Origin of the sequence: Pseudoalteromonas sp. A601, assembly GCF_002165575.1 — a bacterium.
GTDB lineage: Bacteria > Pseudomonadota > Gammaproteobacteria > Enterobacterales > Alteromonadaceae > Pseudoalteromonas.
In genome coordinates this window covers 49,917-70,341 of sequence record NZ_MXQF01000005.1, presented here as the reverse complement: position 1 = coordinate 70,341, position 20,425 = coordinate 49,917, and the positions used below count along the sequence as shown (strand labels likewise).

22 protein-coding genes are annotated in these 20,425 nt (G+C 40.5%); 16 read left to right on the top strand and 6 right to left on the bottom strand.

Annotation, left to right across the window (positions count from 1 at the left end; translation table 11 throughout):
* Window positions 1–6 precede the first annotated feature (6 nt).
* Both B5G52_RS05365 and B5G52_RS05360 read right to left on the bottom strand, forming a co-directional pair.
* Window positions 7–507, bottom strand: coding sequence for a M48 family metallopeptidase (locus B5G52_RS05365; protein WP_087531679.1), 501 nt, complete (start codon window positions 505–507; stop codon window positions 7–9).
* Between the two features lie 3 nt (window positions 508–510).
* Complete coding sequence (locus B5G52_RS05360) at window positions 511–1,359, bottom strand: DUF72 domain-containing protein (protein WP_087531678.1); 849 nt, start codon at window positions 1,357–1,359, stop codon at window positions 511–513.
* A gap of 202 nt (window positions 1,360–1,561) precedes the next feature.
* On the opposite strand from B5G52_RS05360, the gene aspS reads away from it, so the two are divergent.
* Window positions 1,562–3,349, top strand: coding sequence for an aspartate--tRNA ligase (gene aspS, locus B5G52_RS05355; RefSeq protein WP_087531677.1), 1,788 nt, complete (start codon window positions 1,562–1,564; stop codon window positions 3,347–3,349).
* Between the two features lie 89 nt (window positions 3,350–3,438).
* The gene (locus B5G52_RS05350; protein WP_087531676.1) at window positions 3,439–4,032 is read left to right on the top strand and encodes a pentapeptide repeat-containing protein; all 594 of its coding nucleotides are present in this window, start codon (window positions 3,439–3,441) and stop codon (window positions 4,030–4,032) included.
* Window positions 4,033–4,071: 39 nt separating this feature from the next.
* On the opposite strand, the gene B5G52_RS05345 is transcribed toward B5G52_RS05350, so the two are convergent.
* Window positions 4,072–4,395, bottom strand: a complete 324-nt coding sequence (locus B5G52_RS05345) for a hypothetical protein (RefSeq protein WP_087531675.1) — start codon at window positions 4,393–4,395, stop codon at window positions 4,072–4,074.
* Between the two features lie 91 nt (window positions 4,396–4,486).
* Window positions 4,487–5,689 carry a bifunctional alpha/beta hydrolase/OsmC family protein gene (locus B5G52_RS05340; protein WP_087531674.1) on the bottom strand — a complete coding sequence of 401 codons (1,203 nt, stop codon included), beginning with the start codon at window positions 5,687–5,689 and terminating at the stop codon, window positions 4,487–4,489.
* Between the two features lie 236 nt (window positions 5,690–5,925).
* Between B5G52_RS05340 and B5G52_RS05335 the strand changes: the two genes are divergently transcribed.
* Both B5G52_RS05335 and B5G52_RS05330 read left to right on the top strand, forming a co-directional pair.
* Complete coding sequence (locus B5G52_RS05335; protein WP_087531673.1) at window positions 5,926–6,765, top strand: isopenicillin N synthase family oxygenase; 840 nt, start codon at window positions 5,926–5,928, stop codon at window positions 6,763–6,765.
* 219 nt (window positions 6,766–6,984) lie between these two features.
* Entirely contained in the window at window positions 6,985–8,385 is a 1,401-nt protein-coding gene (locus B5G52_RS05330) for a DEAD/DEAH box helicase (RefSeq protein WP_087531672.1), read from the top strand.
* 43 nt (window positions 8,386–8,428) lie between these two features.
* On the opposite strand, the gene B5G52_RS05325 is transcribed toward B5G52_RS05330, so the two are convergent.
* Window positions 8,429–9,175, bottom strand: a complete 747-nt coding sequence (locus B5G52_RS05325; protein ID WP_087531671.1) for a DUF3307 domain-containing protein — start codon at window positions 9,173–9,175, stop codon at window positions 8,429–8,431.
* A complete protein-coding gene (locus B5G52_RS05320; protein WP_087531670.1) occupies window positions 9,172–9,798 on the bottom strand; it encodes a hypothetical protein in 627 nt (208 codons plus the stop codon). Before B5G52_RS05320 ends, B5G52_RS05325 begins: the two co-directional genes overlap by 4 nt.
* Window positions 9,799–9,952: 154 nt before the next feature.
* Here B5G52_RS05320 and B5G52_RS05315 point away from each other — a divergent pair, with 154 nt between their 5' ends.
* The 12 genes from B5G52_RS05315 (at window position 9,953) to B5G52_RS05260 (ending at window position 20,329) form a co-directional block, all read left to right on the top strand.
* A complete protein-coding gene (locus B5G52_RS05315) occupies window positions 9,953–10,471 on the top strand; it encodes an NYN domain-containing protein (protein ID WP_087531669.1) in 519 nt (172 codons plus the stop codon).
* 141 nt (window positions 10,472–10,612) lie between these two features.
* The gene (locus B5G52_RS05310; RefSeq protein WP_087531668.1) at window positions 10,613–11,041 is read left to right on the top strand and encodes a hypothetical protein; all 429 of its coding nucleotides are present in this window, start codon (window positions 10,613–10,615) and stop codon (window positions 11,039–11,041) included.
* A 1-nt stretch (window position 11,042) separates the two neighbouring features.
* Entirely contained in the window at window positions 11,043–11,255 is a 213-nt protein-coding gene (locus tag B5G52_RS05305) for a helix-turn-helix transcriptional regulator (protein WP_087531667.1), read from the top strand.
* A gap of 349 nt (window positions 11,256–11,604) precedes the next feature.
* A complete protein-coding gene (gene nagK / locus B5G52_RS05300; protein ID WP_087531666.1) occupies window positions 11,605–12,519 on the top strand; it encodes an N-acetylglucosamine kinase in 915 nt (304 codons plus the stop codon).
* Entirely contained in the window at window positions 12,519–13,637 is a 1,119-nt protein-coding gene (gene nagA / locus B5G52_RS05295) for an N-acetylglucosamine-6-phosphate deacetylase (RefSeq protein WP_087531665.1), read from the top strand. Before nagK ends, nagA begins: the two co-directional genes overlap by 1 nt.
* A 63-nt stretch (window positions 13,638–13,700) precedes the next feature.
* Window positions 13,701–14,843 (top strand): transmembrane glucosamine N-acetyltransferase NagX, encoded by a 1,143-nt coding sequence (gene nagX / locus B5G52_RS05290; protein WP_087531664.1) that lies wholly within the window; start codon window positions 13,701–13,703, stop codon window positions 14,841–14,843.
* A gap of 216 nt (window positions 14,844–15,059) precedes the next feature.
* Window positions 15,060–15,854: a glucosamine-6-phosphate deaminase gene (gene nagB / locus B5G52_RS05285; protein WP_087531663.1), complete on the top strand. Its 795-nt coding sequence runs from the start codon at window positions 15,060–15,062 to the stop codon at window positions 15,852–15,854.
* Window positions 15,855–15,989: 135 nt separating this feature from the next.
* Window positions 15,990–16,913 carry an NAD(+) diphosphatase gene (gene nudC, locus B5G52_RS05280; RefSeq protein ID WP_087531662.1) on the top strand — a complete coding sequence of 308 codons (924 nt, stop codon included), beginning with the start codon at window positions 15,990–15,992 and terminating at the stop codon, window positions 16,911–16,913.
* A gap of 13 nt (window positions 16,914–16,926) precedes the next feature.
* Window positions 16,927–18,108, top strand: coding sequence for a cystathionine beta-lyase (locus tag B5G52_RS05275; RefSeq protein WP_087531661.1), 1,182 nt, complete (start codon window positions 16,927–16,929; stop codon window positions 18,106–18,108).
* 120 nt (window positions 18,109–18,228) lie between these two features.
* On the top strand, window positions 18,229–19,047 hold the full coding sequence (locus tag B5G52_RS05270) for an ABC transporter permease (RefSeq protein ID WP_254911144.1): 819 nt from the start codon (window positions 18,229–18,231) through the stop codon (window positions 19,045–19,047).
* Window positions 19,044–19,955, top strand: coding sequence for an ABC transporter ATP-binding protein (locus B5G52_RS05265; RefSeq protein WP_087531660.1), 912 nt, complete (start codon window positions 19,044–19,046; stop codon window positions 19,953–19,955). Before B5G52_RS05270 ends, B5G52_RS05265 begins: the two co-directional genes overlap by 4 nt.
* Window positions 19,955–20,329, top strand: coding sequence for a PH domain-containing protein (locus B5G52_RS05260; protein ID WP_087531659.1), 375 nt, complete (start codon window positions 19,955–19,957; stop codon window positions 20,327–20,329). Before B5G52_RS05265 ends, B5G52_RS05260 begins: the two co-directional genes overlap by 1 nt.
* The last annotated feature ends 96 nt before the right edge of the window (window positions 20,330–20,425 follow it).

Here is a 20,425-nt window from a genome sequence, read left to right as displayed (position 1 = left end):
GGCCCATTAGGTTATATAAGGATTGATATTTTGTTCGACCAAGACACAAAATATCCGTAAATCTAACTCCAGCTGGTGGTACTCTGGCTCCATGTGACAACACAGGGCGTAAAAACTTTTGTTGTGATCTTTTTCTTTAAAATGGGCGAGTTCATGTACCACTAATGCTTTTAATAATGGTTCTGGCGCGCGCAGTAAATCGCTGTTGATCGCTAAATCGTGTTTGCGGGTTTTACCTTGCATACGGTAGGTATGCGTACCCAGTGCATTAGTGACCATGTCACCTTGTTTTTTAAACGCGGCGCGGCCAAACGGCGGGGCATTTTTTAAGTAGCGCTTTTTAAGCTCGGTTGCGTAAGCATATAACGACTTGTCACTCTTTATCGTGTGAGCATGTGGGTATTTTTTTGTTAAATAGGCACTGTGTTTATTGTTATTAATGAGCTGCATCACTTGGGTGACAATTTGCTCCGGGTAGCTGATAAAATAGCGAGAGTAGTCTTTCATAAATTAAAATAAGCTCGATTGAGTGGCTTCTTTTTCACCTACAAAAGGTGATAAAACGCGGTGGTTATAATTTAAGTCTTGGCAAAATTGACGCGCTAACAATGGAGCTTGGCGATTATCGGCGGTATGAAAAAACACAAAAGGGGTTTTACCTTCATCAAGCCATTGTTGTACTTTTTTCAGCCACGGCTGGTAATAACTTTTATAGTCATGCTCTAAACTGGCAATAACAAATCTGGCCATTGGCTGCTCACCGGTTGCGATGGCATGCACAGGTAAATGAGGCTTTTTCTGCTGGGCATCTATCAAGGCTTCGGTATTAGCTTTTACCGCAAACAGGGCACGTGTATCCATAGCAATACGGTTTATGTTGTTGCCCATTAATAGCTGATTTAACGCAACTTCTGCATCACCTTTTTTAAAAAATTCAGGTTGGCGTACTTCAACCCCGTAATTTATATCGTGTGGCAACTTACTAATAAACTGAGTGAGAAGGGGCAATTGTGCAGGGCCAAAGCTACTTGGTAGTTGTAGCATGATTTGCCCAATATGAGGTAATAGCGGTTCGAATAAGTTAAACCAAGCAGTTAGCTCATCATCAATGTTGGTTAATTGCAATTCGTGGCTAAAGCGGCGGTGAAATTTAAAGGTAAATTTAAAATCGTTATTAACAGCATCACGCCAGCGCTTGAGTGACTCAATACTAGGGTCGGCGTAAAAGCTGGTATTACCTTCAACAGAATTGAACACCTGCGCGTATTCATGCAGCATGTCAGCATTTTTACAATGGCTGGATAACAAATTGCCTTTCCACGCGGTGCTTGACCACTGCGGACACCCTAAATACAACATAAAACGGTTAACTGATTGTGTGTTTTAGCTAGTATATCAAATCTATAAATTGAAAGCACAGTGACCGCTGCCGCGCTCGCATTTTTAAGTAACTTGGGTATAATGCACCCCCTAAAATGATTAATAAATAGTGGCTTTAACTCCCCAAAAACAGCAAATTCTTAGGGAAAGCGGCTATGAGTCTTTAACTGACAGGAATACTATGCGCTCTATATACTGCGGACAGCTTAACAAAACTCACGTAGATCAAGAAGTTGAACTATGTGGTTGGATAAATAAACGACGTGATCTTGGTGGTCTTATTTTTGTCGATTTACGCGACAGAGAAGGCTTAGTGCAAGTTGTATTTGATCCTGAAGTTGAAGGTTTAATGGATACAGCAAATAAACTTCGCCAAGAATTTTGTGTGCAGCTAAAAGGTGTTGTACGTGCACGCCCTGATAGCCAAGTAAACAAAGATATGGCAACAGGTGAAGTTGAAATTTTAGGCACTAGCTTAACTATCATCAATCGCTCTGAGCCGTTACCGCTTGATTTTAACCAAGTAAATTCAGAAGAGCGCCGTTTAAAGTACCGTTATTTAGATTTACGTCGTTTAGAGATGAGCGACCGTATTAAATTACGTGCTAAGGCAAGCAGCTTTGTTCGTCGCTTTTTAGATGAAAATGCATTTTTAGATATTGAAACACCTGTTTTAACTAAAGCAACACCTGAAGGTGCGCGTGACTATTTAGTACCAAGCCGTGTTCACAAAGGCAGCTTTTACGCATTACCGCAATCACCACAGTTGTTTAAGCAATTATTGATGATGTCTGGTTTTGATCGTTACTACCAAATCGTTAAATGTTTCCGTGATGAAGATTTACGTGCTGATCGTCAACCTGAATTTACTCAAATAGATTTAGAAACGTCGTTCATGAGCTCTGATCAAGTACGCGGTATGACTGAAAAGATGATCCGTGAAATGTGGCAGTCATTGCTTAACGTTGATTTAGGCGAGTTCCCAATCATGCCTTATTCAGAAGCCATGAGCTTGTATGGCTCTGATAAACCAGACCTACGTAACCCAATGAAGCTAATTGACGTTGCTGATTTGGTAAAAGATGTTGAGTTTAAAGTATTCTCAGGCCCTGCAAATGATGAAAAAGGCCGTGTTGCAGTATTAACTGTACCAGGTGGTGCTAAGCTTTCTCGTAAGCAGTTAGATGATTACACCAAGTTTATTGGTATTTACGGTGCGAAAGGTCTAGCTTGGATGAAAGTTAACGACCGTGATGCAGGCGCTGAAGGTGTTCAATCACCAATCGCTAAGTTCTTAAACGAAGAAGTGATTAACGAACTTCTTGCACGTACTAATGCACAAACGGGCGATATCATTTTATTTGGTGCAGATAAACGCAACACAGTAAATGAAGCCATGGGCGCATTACGCTTGAAGATTGGTGTTGATTTAGAAATCACCAACCTTGATAGCTGGGCACCACTTTGGGTTGTTGACTTCCCAATGTTTGAAGAAGACGACGAAGGCACACTTCATGCTGTACACCACCCATTTACAGCGCCAAAAGACATTGATGCAGCGGCTCTTGAAGCAAATCCAGCAGCGGCTATCTCAGATGCCTATGATATGGTACTAAACGGCTACGAAGTAGGCGGCGGCTCTGTCCGTATTCACAACGCAGATATGCAAGAAGCGGCTTTTAGAATCCTAGGTATTGAAGCACAAGAGCAACAAGATAAGTTTGGTTTCTTACTTGACGCGCTTAAATACGGCACGCCACCGCATGCAGGTCTTGCGTTTGGTTTAGACCGTTTAGTAATGCTACTGTGTGGTACTGATAACATTCGTGACGTTATTGCTTTCCCTAAAACAACACAAGCCTCATGTTTACTAACTGACGCACCAAGCAAAGCCAATGCAGATTCATTGACTGAGCTTGCTATCAACGTTGTTGAAAAAGCTGAAAAAGCTGAAAAACCAGCTGAATAAATCACGGACAAACTAGTTTAATGTTAAAAACCCTAAGCTGATACTTAGGGTTTTTTTATTGCTGTTTTAAGAGAGGTAATGCCAGAAGCATGTTATTTTCACAAAACGATTATTATGAACATGAATTTTTAAAAGTTAAAGCAACAGCACAGCGCTTTAGTGACATTGAATTTGAGCAATGCCAATTTATTGAGTGTGACTTTAGCCAAGCTCAATTCAGTAACTGTCGTTTTATTGATTGCGAATTTATTAATTGCAATTTGAGTGATTTAAGCTGGAGCTACAGCTCATTAGAAGAGGTGAATTTTAAAGGATGTAAGCTCAATAGCATTGTTTGGGGACAAGTAAACTGGCCGCAATTGGCATTAACAGCACCGGTTAGTTTTAAAGACTGCGAGCTTAGCCATAGCTCATTTTTTGAGTTGCAATTAAAAGCATTAACAATGACGGGCTGCTTTGCTAAAGATGTTGATTTTAGGCACGCTAACTTAGCAATAAGTAACTTTACGGGCACAGATTTTAGAGACAGTGTGTTTCATCAAACTAATTTAAGTAGTGTTAATTTTGTGAGTGCCACACAGTTTAATATTGATATAAAAAATAACAATGTAAGTGGTGCTAAGTTTGAGCGACTTGAAGCGTTAAATTTATTAGCAGGACTCGATATCGAGCTGGTAGATTAGCCGTAGAGCTTACGGCTAATGCGCTATTGTATTTACTTATTAGCAAGCAGGGCCATTTTTATTGCGAGCGCTGGCAAGGGCGCGAGCAATCTCAAGTAGCGCAGGGTTAATATCATCAGCGCCATCTTTAACTAACTTAGTCACATCACCAGACGAGTATAAGCTATCACGGGGTGATTTAATGCCAAGCTCTCTGACGAAGTCTTTGGTTTTACCTGTGCTGCCGGTTTCAATAAATTTAAAAATAATACGCTCGTTATTACTTTTTGGTTCGGCTTGTAGTACTGCGATTTCTTCTTTATAGGCTTCAATGCGACTTTGTAAAATGTCGATACGTTGTTCGATGCTGCTGTATGATTTCATGGGACACTTTTAAATAAACATAAATATTAGCGCTATTATCGCATATATTTAAAATTATGGCGCTGCTAAACACGACACAGCGCCTATGTATTTATTTAGCCAGCTCACTGACGATTAATGGAACGTTATGCAAGGTTTTATGCACAGGGCATTTGTCTGCTATTTCAAGCAAGCGCTTGCGTTGTTCATCGGTTAAATCGCCTATCAGAGTGATTTTTCGGGTGATGGCTTCAATTTTAGTGTCTTTTTCACAATCGTCACAATCAGTGTGGTAGTCGCGGGTATGATCAAGTTCTACCTTTACATGTTCAAGTGGCAAGTTTTTACGGCTAGCGTACATGCGCAGTGTCATTGCAGTACAGGCTCCAAGCCCGGCGAGTAAATGATCATAAGGATCTGGGCCTAAATTATTGCCTCCGACTTTTGAAGGTTCATCGGCAAACCAAGTATGATCCTTAGTGCTAACATGTTGCGTAAACACATGGTCTTTTTCTTCCACTAATACATTGCCACTAGTTAGTCTGGCAGAGTATTGAGTTTTATTGTGATCGACATAGCGCTTAGCCCATGAAGCGATAACCTCAGCTGCGTAGTCGGCGTCTTCTTTGTTAGTGAGTAAGTGATCAGCTTTATCTAAACTAATAAAACTTTTAGGGTGTTTTGCCGTAGCGTAAATTTTTTCAGCCTCATTGATGCTAACAGTAGCATCAATGGGAGAGTGCATAACCAGTAAAGCGCGTTTTAATTTACTAATATGGCTACGATCGTATTGAGCTATATCGTCAACAAATTGCTTTTTAATGGTGAACTCGCGTCCGGCTAAGCTCACTTTGGCTTCACCTGTGCTGTTTATTTCGTCTAGGTGGGCATTAAAGTTATGCGCTACATGTTGTGCATCTGATGGAGCACCAATAGTTGTAATCGCTTGTACTTCATTTATTTTCTCTGCTGCAGCAAGTACCGCAGCACCACCTAAGCTGTGACCGATTAATAATTGTGGGGCCTTAAAATGCTCTCTCAAATGGTCAGCAGCTGCAATTAAATCTTGAATATTTGATGAAAAATTACTATTGGCAAAGTCGCCATCGCTGTTACCCAGACCAGTAAAGTCAAACCGTAAAACAGCAATACCTTGCTGTGTTAATGCACGGCTAATACGAGTAGCTGCTGCAATGTCTTTACCGCACGTAAAGCAATGAGCAAATAGGGCGTAAAATTTAATATCGCCAGCCGGTGACTCTAATTGTCCGGCAAGTTGTAACTCACCACTTTGAAAAGTTATTTTTTGTCGCATTGAATGTACCTATAGTAATTAGAAAGAGTAGACCAATATAATAACGGTATGATTTCAATTTAATTGTGCTAATTTTTAGCGTTTGATCCATATCAACTATTAGTTGAACTCGGTAAAGGTGCGGACATAAGTCCTTATGTTTTTAAGGCTATTTTATTATCCTCGCGGAGCGCAATAATAGAGCAACTGCTATGATTAGCACAGGCTTTTGACAACTTAATTCATTGGATACGAACATGCAACTACCTACCGTTGATTATCAAGCGAGCGATGCAGCCGCTCAATTTGTTGAATCTCTTAGAAACACAGGCTTTGGTGTATTAAAAAACCATCCAATTCCACAATCTTTAGTTGAATCGATTTACCACAACTGGCAGGAATTTTTTAACTCTGAGCAAAAGCATGATTTCTTATTCTCTAAAGATACTCAAGATGGGTATTTTCCACCGTCAGTATCTGAGGTTGCTAAAGGTTTTACAGTAAAAGACATTAAAGAATATTTTCATGTTTATCCTAAAGGCCGTGTGCCTGAACAGCTTGAAGCTGACGTGCGTGAATATTACCGATTAGCGAATGAGTTTGCGGCAACATTATTAAGCTGGGTCCAAGCTGAAGCGCCAGCTGATGTTCGTGCTAAATTTTCAATCGATTTGAAAGACATGATTGCTGACTCTGAGCAAACGTTATTGCGTATATTGCATTACCCACCGATGACGGGTGATGAAGAGCCTGGCGCAATCCGCGCTGCAGCGCACGGCGACATCAATTTATTAACGGTTTTACCTGCCTCTAATGAGCCTGGCTTACAAGTGCAAAAAACTGACGGTGGTTGGTTAGACGTACCGTGTGATTTTGGCAGTTTGATCATAAATATTGGTGACATGTTACAAGAAGCGTCAGGCGGGTATTTTCCATCAACGATTCACAGGGTAATTAACCCAACAGGCAAGGCGTCTACTAAGTCACGTATTTCGCTGCCGTTATTCTTACATCCGCGTCCAGATGTGGTGTTGTCAGAGCGTTATACCGCTGACAGCTACTTACAAGAGCGTTTACGTGAGCTAGGTGTGAAGTAATCACTCTTTCTCGTGAGATGAAAGCGGCTTAATGCCGCTTTTTTATTTTGCAGGATATTTACTTTTATTTGCTTGTGTTTTTATCGCCATTTTGAACACATAAGCACTCAACTTCTAGCTAGCGTATAAAGAGTAGGGTTAATATTCAATGCATTATTGGCCACGATCGGTATAATGCGCGCAACTGGCCACTTTGGCCTTATTTAAAAGAGAGTTTATATGAGTTTTGATGGGTTAGGTTTATCACAGTCTTTAGTTAATGCAGTTTTAGAAAAGGGCTATGAAACGCCAACACCAATTCAGGCTCAGGCCATTCCTGCGATCATCGAAGGTCGTGATGTAATGGCAGCAGCGCAAACAGGCACAGGTAAAACTGCTGGTTTTACGTTACCGTTGATTGAGTCGTTAGCCAAAGGACAAAAAGCCAAAGGTAACCAAGTACGCGCCTTAATTTTAGCGCCCACTCGTGAGCTTGCGTTGCAAGTAAGTGAAAACGTTGAAGAGTATGCTAAGCATTCTAACATCAGCTCATTTGTTGTTTATGGTGGAGTTAAAATAAACCCGCAAATGCAAAGACTTCGTAAAGGTGTGGATATTTTAGTGGCAACACCTGGGCGACTTATTGATTTACATAATCAAAATGCTTTGAAGTTTGATAACCTTGAAGTTTTAGTGCTTGATGAAGCTGACCGTATGCTCGATATGGGCTTTATTCACGACATTAAACGCATTATTAGTAAATTACCTGCAAAACGTCAAAACTTAATGTTTTCAGCTACTTTCTCAGATGAAATTCGTGCACTTGCAAAAGGCTTGATTAATGATCCTGTTGAGATTTCTGTAGCAGCAAAAAACACCACGGCTAAAAGCGTTACACAGTCAGTGTATGCTGTAGATAAAGCACGTAAAACGGCACTTTTGAGTCATTTAATTCGCAGTAATGATTGGCAGCAAGTTTTAGTTTTTAGTCGGACTAAGCATGGTGCAAACCGCTTAGTTAAACAACTTGAACGTGATGATATTGTGGGAGCTGCGATTCATGGTAATAAATCTCAAGGTGCGCGCGTCAAAGCATTAGATGGCTTTAAAAGTGGTGAAGTGCGTGTATTAGTGGCAACAGATATTGTGGCTCGTGGTCTTGATATTGTTGAGCTTCCGCATGTGGTAAATTATGACTTACCAAACATTTATGAAGATTACGTTCACCGTATTGGCCGCACAGGTCGTGCGGGTGCCACAGGCCATGCTATCTCTTTTGTAACGACTGATGATGCTGCTGACTTGTATGGTATTGAACGCTTTATTGGTGAGCTTATTCCTCGTGCTTCTGAGCCGGGTTTTGAACCAAACAACCCAGTGCCAGAAAGAGCGCTTGATGCAAGGCCAATAAAACCGAAAAAGCCTAAAAAAGCTAAACAGCCGTTTTCAAAATCTAAGTCTGATAGCAAAAAGCCAAACAATGGTGGCAACGGTACAGGACCACGCCGTGGTGGTTCTAAAAAGCCTGCAGCTAAAGGCGAGGGGGGGGAGCAAAACCCATGGGCAAAACGCCAATCTGTTGGTGGTAACTCACAGCGCCGTCGTCGTCCAAGTAATGGCGGCTCGCAGGGCAACACGTAACCTTTGCTGTAATAATATATAACGCGCTTTAATGGCGCGTTTTTTATTGTGCAGTTAAAAAGTTAATGGTTAGACCGATAAATAAAGTTACTGTTACGCTTAACAAAGTACCTAGCATCACATACTCAGTAAGTTGTTTTTCTTCACTGGCACGTAAATCCCCAAAACGAAAAATAGACTTAGCCGCTAGTAAAAATCCAACACCTGCATACTCACCTATTAAAATAAATGTCAGCATCAAAACGCGCTCTAATATACCAATGCTATGCCCTGCCGCTGGAATGCTGCCAGATGTTGCAAAGCCATTAGTGATACGCTCAAGTGCCATGCGAATAAACACAGAGCTTGGGTTGAGCACTAATAAATAGCCTGTCAGTACAATTAAGCTATCAAGGGCAATAAGCTGATGTAATAGTTGGTAGTAAAAGTCGTGGTTATCAGCAAGCCACACAGCGACCATGAGTATGACAATAAAATGAGCACATTGATCAAGTACAAAAGGGAGTACCCCTTTATTTGAGTATGACTTGGCTATATCAATAAAATAATGGGTTATTGCAATCACCACTGTCGCAAGTGCGATGTTTAACCAATCTCCCCAACCATAGTGGTATTCCCATAGAGTAACCACGAGTGCGCTGACTAGGCTGTGCATTAAAACATGTAAATAAAGCTTGCTCGCTCTAAAGTGCCGTGTGATTCGATCATGCACCCAGCTCATGGGTTGCCAATAAAAATCGGCAAGTAAATGAGCAATAACCAGGCCAATTAATAATAAATAAAAGCTCACGTTGTCAGTCCTTTGAGTTGCTGCTCGATAGCATCTTTACTGTAATTCAAAAAGCGTTCTATAAGTTGGTAATGCGCTAAATTAAGTAACTTAGTCACATTTTCGCGACTAGTGTTAAGCTCTTTGGCCAATTCGCTATGGCTGTTATTGTTGGTGGTTAAATAGTAGAACAACGCATTAGCTTGTTTTTGGCTCATTTTATCGAGTAAAACATTAATGAAATCTATATTAAGTGCGAAGCTTATATCGAGCGGACTATGCTCAATTTGCAATAATAAAAGTTGATTCATTGCATCTAAACCTTGGCCAGAGAGCGTATACGCAGAGCCCGTGGCTGTTTTTATATCAGCGCGAGGGTTATCAAGCGCCCCAACAGCTAGGCTTTGGCGTAATGAGTAATTGGCTGATTTTAGCTGTAAGTAGAGTAATACGGCAGCACTGCAAACATCAGTTGGATCGGGTAACTGTATTTGTAGGGCATCACCACGATAAACACTGAATTGACCATTAAATTTGCTTACAATAAAGCGTAAGCTTTGATCTAGTTGATAAAGCATATCATCGTATTGTTGTTGCGGAATTTTTTGTGATTTGATCAAGTCGCCACTAATGACAGCAATCATTATTTTTACCCAGCTATATGTAACCTATATAAGTTACTTTTTGTTATGTAACCAAATTCAGTTACTTGTTACTAAGTAACCAATTTAGGTTACTTTTAGCTTTTTTTCAAGTTAACTATGCTACATTGTTTAAAACTTAATTGAAGAGCAGTTTATGGCGCAATCATCACAGTTGTTAGATACATCAAAAATAGCCTCAAAGCCTAAGGTCGGAATATTTGTTGATGTGCAAAATATTTACTACACCTGCCGACAAAGTTATGGCAAAAATTTTGATTACAATGCATTTTGGGCACACGTAAGTAAACGTTACGATATTGACTGCGCCTTTGCTTATGCTATTTATCGAGGTGATGATAAACAATCACAATTTCAAAATATCTTGCGGGCAATAGGTTTTGAGGTAAAGCTAAAACCGTTCATTCAGCGTAAAGATGGCAGTGCGAAAGGGGACTGGGACGTAGGTATAACCATCGATATGATCGAACAGGGTAAAAACCTTGATCGTGTTATTTTGCTCTCAGGTGATGGTGATTTTGCGTTATTACTAGGTCATTTAGAACATAAGTATAATGTACCCGCTGATGTTTATGGCGCAGATAAATTAACTGCCGAAGCGTTAAAACACAGTGCAGAGCATTTTTATTGTATTGATGACACATTATTGCTTTAAAGAAAAGTTATTCAATTTTGATGTAAAATAACTTGGCCCTTATGTTAAAAATGTTTGACATCTGGGGTGAGTGTTTCTATATTTGCTTATGTTAACTATTTTTAACATTGAGCTTGTAATTTTTTACACGAGGAGCAAATAATGAGTTACACACAAAAAACACGGTTATTAGAAGCAGGCATCACGTTAGTTGTGCTGTTTAATTATTTACAAGCTGTGCTGTCGATGACCCCAGAAGCACAGATGGATCCCACACTTGCCAGTGGCTTACTAATAAAGTTAGTGATTCAAACGGTCGTAATGCTGGTAATTATGCATAGTATTTTAGCTACGTTTAACTCAAAATACGCTAACCAGGCTAAAGATGAACGTGAACAAGCAATTGCCTTGAAAGCTAAAAGTGTGAGCTTATTTATTTTACAGCTGGGTGTTGTTAATGCTGTTTTTGCCCTATTAGTTGACCAAGTTTACCCAATACCAATGAGCCCAGTACATCAGTTAGTTATTGCTGCTTTATTGAGTGAGGTGATTGGCGCCGCTGTTGAAACATGGTTACTGCACAGAGGTTAGAATGGCAAAATTAGCAATCACAAATACAATTCGAACCCAACGATTTCACCATAACGAAATGACTCAGCAACAGTTAGCCGATCACGTTGGCGTTACGCGTCAAACAATTGCTGCAATAGAAGCCGCTAGGTACTCTCCTTCATTGGAAGTAGCATTTAAAATTGCAACGGTATTTGGTCAGCCTCTAGAAAATATATTCCAATATTCACCTTAAAACTTTACTAATTTATTTTTAAGTTGTACCTTAAGAATGTTATTTGATTTCAAATGAAAATAACGTTCTTAAACAACTTTTAACTATTATCGATACAAAAACGAGTGAAAACTATAAAACCAACCTGTATTTAAAATAACCGGTATAAATTTATTTTTACTAAATTTATAGTTAATTCAGGTGATTACGAATAAATATAAAAGTTATATGAATTTTTATCAAAAATATAATGACAACGCTGTCATTTGTTGTGTAACATTAATTCAACATGGGTTGAGGGTGAATCGCATTAATATAATAAAAAAAGTGCGGTTGAAACAAATATAAAACGAAGGTTAGAGGTCGTTAGATGATGGCTAAGAGTGCGAATGAGGACCAATTGTTTATTGGTATCGATGGTGGCGGAACAAAGTGCCGTGCAACTATATACTCTGTTCAAAATGGGGTATTAGGAACTGGTCTTGGCGGCCCCGCGAATCCACTACACGGGTTAGAGCGCACATTAGAGTCAATAATGGTGTCTACACAACTCGCTATGCGTGACGCAGGCTTATCCCTAGAGAGAATTCATCAAATATATGCGGGTCTTGGCTTGGCTGGCGTAAACCTACCCAGCTTATATGAAAAAATAAGTGAATGGGAACATCCATTTAAACAAATGTTTTTAACCACAGATCTGCATACTGCGTGCATTGGCGCACATGATGGCGGTGATGGCGCGGTTATAATCACGGGAACCGGATCGTGTGGTTTTTCATATGTTAAAGGTCAGTCAGTGAATTATGGCGGTCATGGTTTTGCCTTAGGTGATAAAGGCAGTGGTGCCTGGATGGGACTTGAAGCAATAAAAGCGGCATTAATTGATTTAGATGGTTTAGGGCCTAAAACTGCCCTGACAGCAATAATTAAAGAACACTTTAATACTGATAACGCGATGGGTATAGCTGAGCAGATGGCCGGTCAGCCTTCAAGCAGTTATGCTAAACTTGCTCGATATGTATTTGATGCAGCACATCAAAACGATGAAATTGCATTAGCGATAGTAAAAGAAGGCGCAGCGTACGTAAGTCAATTAGCACATCGTTTATTAGAGAACAACCCACCACGTCTAACGATGATAGGCGGGCTTGCTGAGCCGCTTAATAAATGGCTTGACCCTGCTATTGCAAAACTGGTTGAAGCACCAATCCAACCCCCTGAAATGGGCGCTATTTATTTTGCGCAGCAATCAGTATTAGAACAAAATCAAAAGGTAGCTTTGTAATGAAAACATTTTACCGTGCTGAGTGTTTATTCACTGGCGAAAACTTTATTGATGACGCGTTATTTAGTGTAGCGAATGGGCTTTTTCAATTAGAAAGTGATACCGATAGCACTATTACAGAACTTGAAGGCCTAGTGGCACCAGGGTTTATTGATGTACAAGTTAATGGCGGCGGCGGGGCGTTTTTTAATGCTGAACAAACGCCACAATGCTTAAATAGAATAGCCAAAGCACACGCTCAATTTGGCAGTACGGCATTAATGCCAACGCTCATTACTGATAAAGTCGAAATCATGCAAGCAGCGGCCGACGCCACAGCAAAAGCAATTAGCGAAGGTGTACCGGGAGTCTTAGGTATTCATTTTGAAGGCCCTCACTTATCACTGCCTAAGAAAGGCACACATAGTGAGCGGTTTATCCGCCCTATCAGCGAACAAGAATTTGCAATTTATGCACGCCAAGATTTAGGTATTAAAATGGTCACTTTAGCGCCGGAAAATGTCAGTGTTGCTGATGTCGAGCGCTTAGTTGAATGTGGCGTTAAAGTATCAATTGGCCATACAAATGCGGATTACGCAACGACGATGGCAGCGCTCAATGCAGGTGCTGATGGGTTTACCCATTTATATAATGCGATGTCTGCATTTACCTCACGTGAACCAGGTGTTGTGGGGGCCGCGCTTTGGCATGATAACAGCTGGTGTGGTTTGATAGTGGATGGTCATCATGTTCATCCATTATCAGCTCAGTTGGCAATTCGCACTAAGCAGCGTGGCAAAATTATGTTAGTAACAGATGCTATGCCACCGGTCGGTACCGATGATATGGAGTTCGACTTTTTTGATGGTCGAAAGGTGATCCGAACAGGCGACAGACTTAATTCTAGTACTGGAGAGCTTGCGGGCAGTGTGCTTGATATGGCCAGTGCGGTGAGAAATACAGTGAATGCGCTGGATGTAAGCCTAGCTGAAAGTTTACGAATGGCGTCACTGTACCCAGCACAATATTTAAACCTCAAGAAAAAGGGACGTTTACTTGATGGCTTTGACGCAGACTTTGTAGTGCTTGATGAGCACCAATATATCAAAGCCACTTATATTGCAGGTAAAGCAATTTAACGTTTCCCTGGAAAAAACCCCGCCGTTGTATCGCGGGGCTTTTTGTTTTAAGAGAAGAAAAATATGACAACAACACAAGCACCAGTAAAACCGGCCAAGAAACGTTTAGCATCATTGGATGCATTACGTGGTATGGACATGTTTTGGATTTTAGGTGGCCAATCAATTTTTGCCGCATTATTTGTATTAACAGGTTGGACTGGTTGGAAGGCGTTTGAGGCGCATACTGTTCACAGTCAATGGCATGGTTTTACATTTTACGATTTAATTTTTCCGTTATTTATATTCTTATCTGGTGTGGCGATGGGGTTGGCACCTAAGCGTATAGATCACTTGCCCTGGGATGAGCGTAAAGTGTTTTACCACAAAGCGATTAAGCGCTTATTGCTATTGAGTGCCTTAGGTGTCATGTATAACCATGGTTGGGGGGCTGGCATTCCACTGGCACTGGATGAAATACGTTATGCCAGCGTGCTAGGGCGCATTGCTATTGCATGGTTCTTTTGCGCCATGTTGGTATGGCATACAAGTATTCGTACCCAAGTATTTACTGCCATTGGTTTGCTGTTTGGCTATTGGGTATTAATGAGCTTTATACCTGTACCAGGTGGTAGTGCTGGTGACTTAAGTGCAGCTGGTAGCTGGAATGCATGGTTTGATAAATACTTTTTACCGGGAATTAGTTATCAAAATAGAGCCGTTGATCCTGAAGGGGTATTGTCTAATTTACCTGCGATTGTCAATGCTATGATTGGTGTATTTGCAGGTCAGCTAATTGCTAAAGCGAGTAAAGTTGGTGAGTGGAAAACCACAGCAATATTATTTGTAGCAGGTGTTATCAGTATTTGTTTAGGCTGGCTGTGGGATTTACAGTTCCCAGTAAATAAAGAGTTATGGACCAGCTCTTTTGTACTCGTTACCGTTGGCTGGAGTGCCATATTATTGGCTGTATTTTATGCATTGGTCGATATTCTCAATGGGCAAAAGTTGGCCTACCCGTTTGTGATCATTGGTGCTAACTCGATCATTATTTATTTAGCATCTAGCTTAGTCAATTGGGAGTTTATCAGTATTAGCGTATTTGGTGGCTTTATTTCGGCTGCCAGCGAGCCATGGCAGCCGCTCATCGCAGTGATTGCTTTATTACTAGTACAAATGCTGGTATTGCACTGGATGTATAAACGTAAAATATTCGTCAGTGTTTAGACGAACTTTGATTAGTGCAATAAAAAACAGTTTTTTTATTCACTTTTACTTTACAAACTAATTGTAAATAGTAATAATGACAGCGTTGTCATAATGGTATTAACCTAGACTGATGTATCCCAGTCAGGTTTGATCTAAAACCCAACTCGATTGCACGTGGAGTTGGGTTTTAGATCCCATTTTTTTATCAACTAATTAATAACTGAGCAAACTAATATGCAAATAGTCATTTTAAATGATGCGGCGGCCGTAGCGGCATATGGCGCAAATATCTTCGCACAACAATTACAACAAAAGCCAACATCAGTGCTCGGTTTAGCAACCGGTTCAACGCCGGTTGCGTTATACCAACAATTAATAGCTAAAAATAAAGCCGGTGACATATCTTTTTCACAAGCGACGACATTTAACCTTGATGAATACCTTGGCTTAACAGGTGAACACCCACAAAGTTATCGCTTTTTTATGAATGAACAATTGTTTAATCATGTTGATATTAATACTGCTAATACATTCGTACCACCGGGTGATGCAACAAACCCTGTGACAGCTTGCAATGAATACGAAGACAAAATTAAAGCTGCAGGTGGAGTCGATGTGCAGTTATTAGGCATTGGTCGTAATGGTCATATAGGCTTTAACGAACCATCATCAGGCTTAACATCGCGTACACGCGTTAAAACGCTGACAAAAGCGACCATCGACGATAATGCACGTTTTTTTGCCGCTGATGAATACCAACCACACTTATCTATTACGATGGGTATTGGCACAATTTTAGAAGCTAAAAAAGTCGTACTATTAGCAACGGGTGAAAATAAAGCTGATGCAGTTTTGGCAATGATTGAGGGGCCATTAATGGCGAAGTGTCCAGCTTCGGCACTGCAATTACATAAAGATGCTGTTATCGTGATTGATAAAGCCGCTGCAAGTAAACTAGAAGATTTAGAGTTTTATCAGCATATCGAAGCTGAAAATCAAAAGTTACAGGCGCAACTTGCAGCCTTGTAATAAGAAGCTAATTTATTGTGTGTTCAAAAAAGCCCTGTGGGGCTTTTTTTTTGCTTGTTTTTTAGTTGATTAATCAATTGGGTTTAACACGGTGTTATGTTAGTTTTAGCCATCTAAATAGCAAAAGGGGTAACAATGCTAAATTACAGTCACATGGCATTGGATCGCGGATCAAACTTAAGAAAAGATACGCAATGGTTGGCAGCACAAAAAAATCAGCAAAGTAGGTGGTTATTAGTTCATAACAATCATACGCTCTTTAATAAAAACAGTGTTGCCGTGACCTTTTTATCTCACGACAAAGTCAGTCACCTCAACTTAGAAAACAGTGTGTTTTTAGGTTTTGACAAACAAAAAATTAACCACTTTGCTTTGGACGTCAGTGAGCTTGATGAGGCCAACTTATTAGCGTTAACTTCTGGCGCTGAGTTTGTTGATATTCGTCACTATGGCGCGCAAGTGGATATGTTACATGGATCAATGGCAGCACTGGCACGAGGCTTATGTTATTGGCATGCAACCCATAAATTTTGTGGCCGTTGCGGCACGCAAAATCAATTAGTTGAAGCAGGGCACTCGCGTTTATGTATTAATCCTAAGTGTAAACATCAAACTTTTCCTCGTACCGATCCTGCCGTTATCATGGTGGTTACACGTAAGTTTTCAGATGGTATTGAGCGTTGTTTACTTGGTCGGCAAGCTGCTTGGGCACAAGGTATGTATTCATCTTTAGCGGGGTTTGTTGACCCCGGTGAAACGCTTGAGCAAGCTGTTGCCCGTGAAGTGATGGAAGAGGCGGGGATTGTGGTTGATAATGTTCGCTATATAGCTTCACAGCCTTGGCCGTTTCCTTCCTCTATCATGCTTGGTTTTATCGCCGAAGCGGTGACAGAAAAAATTCAAGTAGATAAAGACGAATTAGACGATGCGCAGTGGTTTAGCCGCGAAGAGCTTAGAAAATTTGGCAATTGGCACGAAGAGGGGGAGCACTTAAAGTTACCTCGGACTGATTCAATATCTCGCTATTTAATAAATTATTGGCTTGACCAAAAAGACTAAACAAGGATTAATAATGACCAGTAAAAAAAATATGAATACGCAATTAGTCAGTAGTGGTAGAAAAAAAGCTTATACACATGGTGTTGTAAACCCCGTGGTACAGCGCGCATCTACTGTGGTATTCGATTCAGTTGATGAATTAAAAAATGCGGCGAAAAAGCGTGGTGATAAAACACTTTTTTATGGTCGTCGCGGCACAACTACTCACTTTGCTTTGCAAGAGGCAATCACTGAGCTTGAAGGGGGGGAAGGTTGTGCCTTATACCCATGTGGTGCAGCAGCAATTAGCAGTGCACTTCTGGCATTTGTAAAAGCGGGCGATCATATACTCATGGTTGATACCGCTTATGAGCCAACGCGAGATTTTTGCGATAAAATTTTAGCTGGTTATGGTGTGGAAACAACTTATTACCCAGCGACTATCGGCGCCGGAATAAAGTCGCTTATTAAAGATAATACAAAAGTGTTGTTTTTAGAGTCACCAGGTTCAATCACTATGGAAATCCAAGATGTGCCTGCCATGGTTGCTGTTGCGAATGAACAAGGTGTAATGACCATGTTAGATAACACCTATGGCAATGGTTTACATTATCGTCCTTTGGAACATGGAGTTGATATCAGTATTCAAGCTGCAACAAAGTATATTGTAGGCCATTCTGATGTGATGATGGGCGTTGCGGTTGCCAATGAAAAATATTGGCCAAGACTACGTGAGCAATCTTACCTATTAGGCCAATGCACTTCAGCAGATGATGCCTATTTAGCACTTCGTGGACTCAGAACCATGTCCGTGCGGTTAAACCAACATGAAAAAGCGGCGATTGAAGTGGCAACGTGGTTGGAGCAACACAGTCTTGTTGATCATATTCGCCACCCAGCGTTTAGTACTTGCCCAGGGTATGAGTTTTTCAAGCGTGACTTTGATGGCAGTAATGGTTTATTTTCATTTGTTATGAAGCAAGGCAATCAGCAAGCTATAGATGCATTTTTAGATAGCTTAACCCATTTTAAAATGGGATTTTCATGGGGCGGATTTGAAAGTTTAGTCACTGCTAATTTAACGATGAAAAATTTACGCTCTGCAACCGGCTGGGAGCAAGGGCCAGTGATCCGCTTACATATAGGCCTTGAAGATGTGGATGATTTAATTGCTGACTTAGCACAAGCTTTAGAGGTATATCAGCAGCACCTTTAAAAACGGCTGTTACAATTTCATCTATTGTTACAAAGCTCACCGTTGGTGAGTTTTTTTTTGCTAGTAATTCAATACGTTTGCCCTTAATGTAGATATAACTAGAAAATAAAAGGAACACCTGTGACGCAAATACACCCACAGCGATTATTGAAAATCGCACAGTTTGAGCTTGTCAGGCTATTTATGACTAAGCGCGGGCTACTTGCAGTAGCAGCCTTTACCATTTGTTGGTTATTAGTTTTACGCTACCCGATAGGGCAAGCGGTTAGTATTATTAGCTCGCCAGAAATGGCTGAACTGGCTAAACAGGTATTTGGCGCAATAGGGTTAAGTAAATTGCTTGATTGGCCCGAAGCAGAACTTGCGATGTACTGGCTTATTGCTTTGTATAGCTTTCCCTGTTTTTGTTTGTTTATATGCAGCGACCAAATTGTCGGTGATAAACAACGAGGTACTCTTCGCTTTTTAACTCTTCGTGCGACTAGAAATGAAATCTTATTGGGACGATTTTTAGGCCAAGTATTGATATTAGCCGCATTAATGGCTGTAACATTGATTGCAACATTAGCTGTTATGGTGTTTAGAGATGCCAGCTTATTAATGCATGGGCTCAGCCGCAGTTTTATTATGTTGTGTTACTTGATTGTGGCCGTCATGCCTTTTATCGCGTTAATGGCACTACTAAACACGTTCGCTCGTTCTGCTAGATTAGCATTGGTGCTGGCTATTTTATTTTTTTCCCTAGGCAATATTGTTATTGGCATTTTAGCTTGGCAAATACCTGCGCTAAGCGTCCTTGATTATATATTCCCAGGGGTACAACTTGATCAAATGGCGGGACAAAATTCAAGCTTGTTTAGTAGTTTAGGTATTCCGCTACTCCAAAGCGCTATTTTACTCCTTGTTGCTCAACGTATTTTTGTAAGGAGCTCGCTATGAGTACGTTAATACAAGCACAATCATTAACTAAACGTTATGGCAGTAAGCTGGCATTAGATGATGTTAGCTTTGAAGTAAAAAAGGGCGCTCCCGTTGCATTGGTTGGCCCAAATGGCGCAGGAAAAACCACTTTGTTTAGCATACTGTGTGGGTATATTTTACCGACGCATGGCCAGCTAACAGTCTTAGGACATAAACCTGGCAGCAGCGAATTATTTGGCAAACTCAGTGCGCTCCCGCAAGATGCACAATTAGACCCTCGTTTTAGTATTGCTCATCAGCTAGCATTTTATGGGCAACTACAAGGGCTTTCAAATAAGCAAAGTCAAATTGAAGCACTGCGGGTGCTCGATTTAGTCGGATTAGGGGAGGTCGCTAAGCAACGCTCTGACGATTTATCTCACGGGATGCGAAAACGCGTAACGATTGCCCAAGCGCTGATAGGTAAACCTGAAATTGTGATGCTCGATGAAGCCACAGCAGGGCTTGATCCAATTCATGCGCGAGAAGTGCGTGAATTAGTGGCGACTTTAAGTAACGAAGCTACATTTATTTTAAGTTCTCACGATCTCACAGAGTTAGAGCGGCTTTGTGGGCAAGTATTGCATTTAAATAAAGGTAAGCTTACAGAGCATCAAGCTGATAGCACTGACCAACAAACGCAGAATTTTATGACCATACTCCTTGCTGATAATTATTCTAATGTTGAGCAAACAATACAATCATTAAATGGCGTTAGTCGGGTGTATATGAGTCAGGCCAAAGAGTATGTAATTGAATATCAAAAATCGGATAACTTGTTTGATATTGAGTTACTAAACTTTTGCCATCAACAAGGCTGGCGTTACCGTCAATTGGTGAATGGCCACACCTTAGAAAATCAAATTTTTACACAGGAGAAAGTATAATGGGTTTATTAAGTGGGTTAATGGGTAATGCTAGCGAAGTAGATGATGACGATTTAGAAAAAGTGCTCGCTAATACTTTAATTGACGATGAGCAGGTAGAAAAAGCGTATAAAGTGGTACGCGATATGTTTATTTTCACCAATAAACGGTTAATTTTAATTGATAAACAAGGTATGACTGGCTCTAAAATGGAAATGGTCAGTGTCGCTTATTCAAAAATAACGAAGTTCAGTAAGGAAAGTGCAGGACATTTTGACTTAGATGCTGAGCTTAAAATATGGGTTGGCTCAGATCCAACGCCGATTAGTAAAGATTTCAAAGCTGGCGATAACATTAATGAAGTATATAGAATAATCGCTAAATATGCTTTGTAATCCTTTGATATAACGGTTTTTTACCTGTATTGATGCCAGTGCTTATATGTGCTGGCAAACTTTTTATTTACATTTCCCCACAATTTATTACAATTA

Bases quoted from the DNA above. Each gene is read 5' to 3' on its own strand.
- B5G52_RS05365 (WP_087531679.1), bottom strand. From the start codon at position 507: ATGAAAGACTACTCTCGCTATTTTATCAGCTACCCGGAGCAAATTGTC.
- B5G52_RS05360 (WP_087531678.1), bottom strand. From the start codon at position 1,359: ATGTTGTATTTAGGGTGTCCGCAGTGGTCAAGCACCGCGTGGAAAGGC.
- aspS (WP_087531677.1), top strand. From the start codon at position 1,562: ATGCGCTCTATATACTGCGGACAGCTTAACAAAACTCACGTAGATCAA.
- B5G52_RS05350 (WP_087531676.1), top strand. From the start codon at position 3,439: ATGTTATTTTCACAAAACGATTATTATGAACATGAATTTTTAAAAGTT.
- B5G52_RS05345 (WP_087531675.1), bottom strand. From the start codon at position 4,395: ATGAAATCATACAGCAGCATCGAACAACGTATCGACATTTTACAAAGT.
- B5G52_RS05340 (WP_087531674.1), bottom strand. From the start codon at position 5,689: ATGCGACAAAAAATAACTTTTCAAAGTGGTGAGTTACAACTTGCCGGA.
- B5G52_RS05335 (WP_087531673.1), top strand. From the start codon at position 5,926: ATGCAACTACCTACCGTTGATTATCAAGCGAGCGATGCAGCCGCTCAA.
- B5G52_RS05330 (WP_087531672.1), top strand. From the start codon at position 6,985: ATGAGTTTTGATGGGTTAGGTTTATCACAGTCTTTAGTTAATGCAGTT.
- B5G52_RS05320 (WP_087531670.1), bottom strand. From the start codon at position 9,798: ATGATTGCTGTCATTAGTGGCGACTTGATCAAATCACAAAAAATTCCG.
- B5G52_RS05315 (WP_087531669.1), top strand. From the start codon at position 9,953: ATGGCGCAATCATCACAGTTGTTAGATACATCAAAAATAGCCTCAAAG.
- B5G52_RS05310 (WP_087531668.1), top strand. From the start codon at position 10,613: ATGAGTTACACACAAAAAACACGGTTATTAGAAGCAGGCATCACGTTA.
- B5G52_RS05305 (WP_087531667.1), top strand. From the start codon at position 11,043: ATGGCAAAATTAGCAATCACAAATACAATTCGAACCCAACGATTTCAC.
- nagK (WP_087531666.1), top strand. From the start codon at position 11,605: ATGATGGCTAAGAGTGCGAATGAGGACCAATTGTTTATTGGTATCGAT.
- nagA (WP_087531665.1), top strand. From the start codon at position 12,519: ATGAAAACATTTTACCGTGCTGAGTGTTTATTCACTGGCGAAAACTTT.
- nagX (WP_087531664.1), top strand. From the start codon at position 13,701: ATGACAACAACACAAGCACCAGTAAAACCGGCCAAGAAACGTTTAGCA.
- nagB (WP_087531663.1), top strand. From the start codon at position 15,060: ATGCAAATAGTCATTTTAAATGATGCGGCGGCCGTAGCGGCATATGGC.
- nudC (WP_087531662.1), top strand. From the start codon at position 15,990: ATGCTAAATTACAGTCACATGGCATTGGATCGCGGATCAAACTTAAGA.
- B5G52_RS05275 (WP_087531661.1), top strand. From the start codon at position 16,927: ATGACCAGTAAAAAAAATATGAATACGCAATTAGTCAGTAGTGGTAGA.
- B5G52_RS05265 (WP_087531660.1), top strand. From the start codon at position 19,044: ATGAGTACGTTAATACAAGCACAATCATTAACTAAACGTTATGGCAGT.
- B5G52_RS05260 (WP_087531659.1), top strand. From the start codon at position 19,955: ATGGGTTTATTAAGTGGGTTAATGGGTAATGCTAGCGAAGTAGATGAT.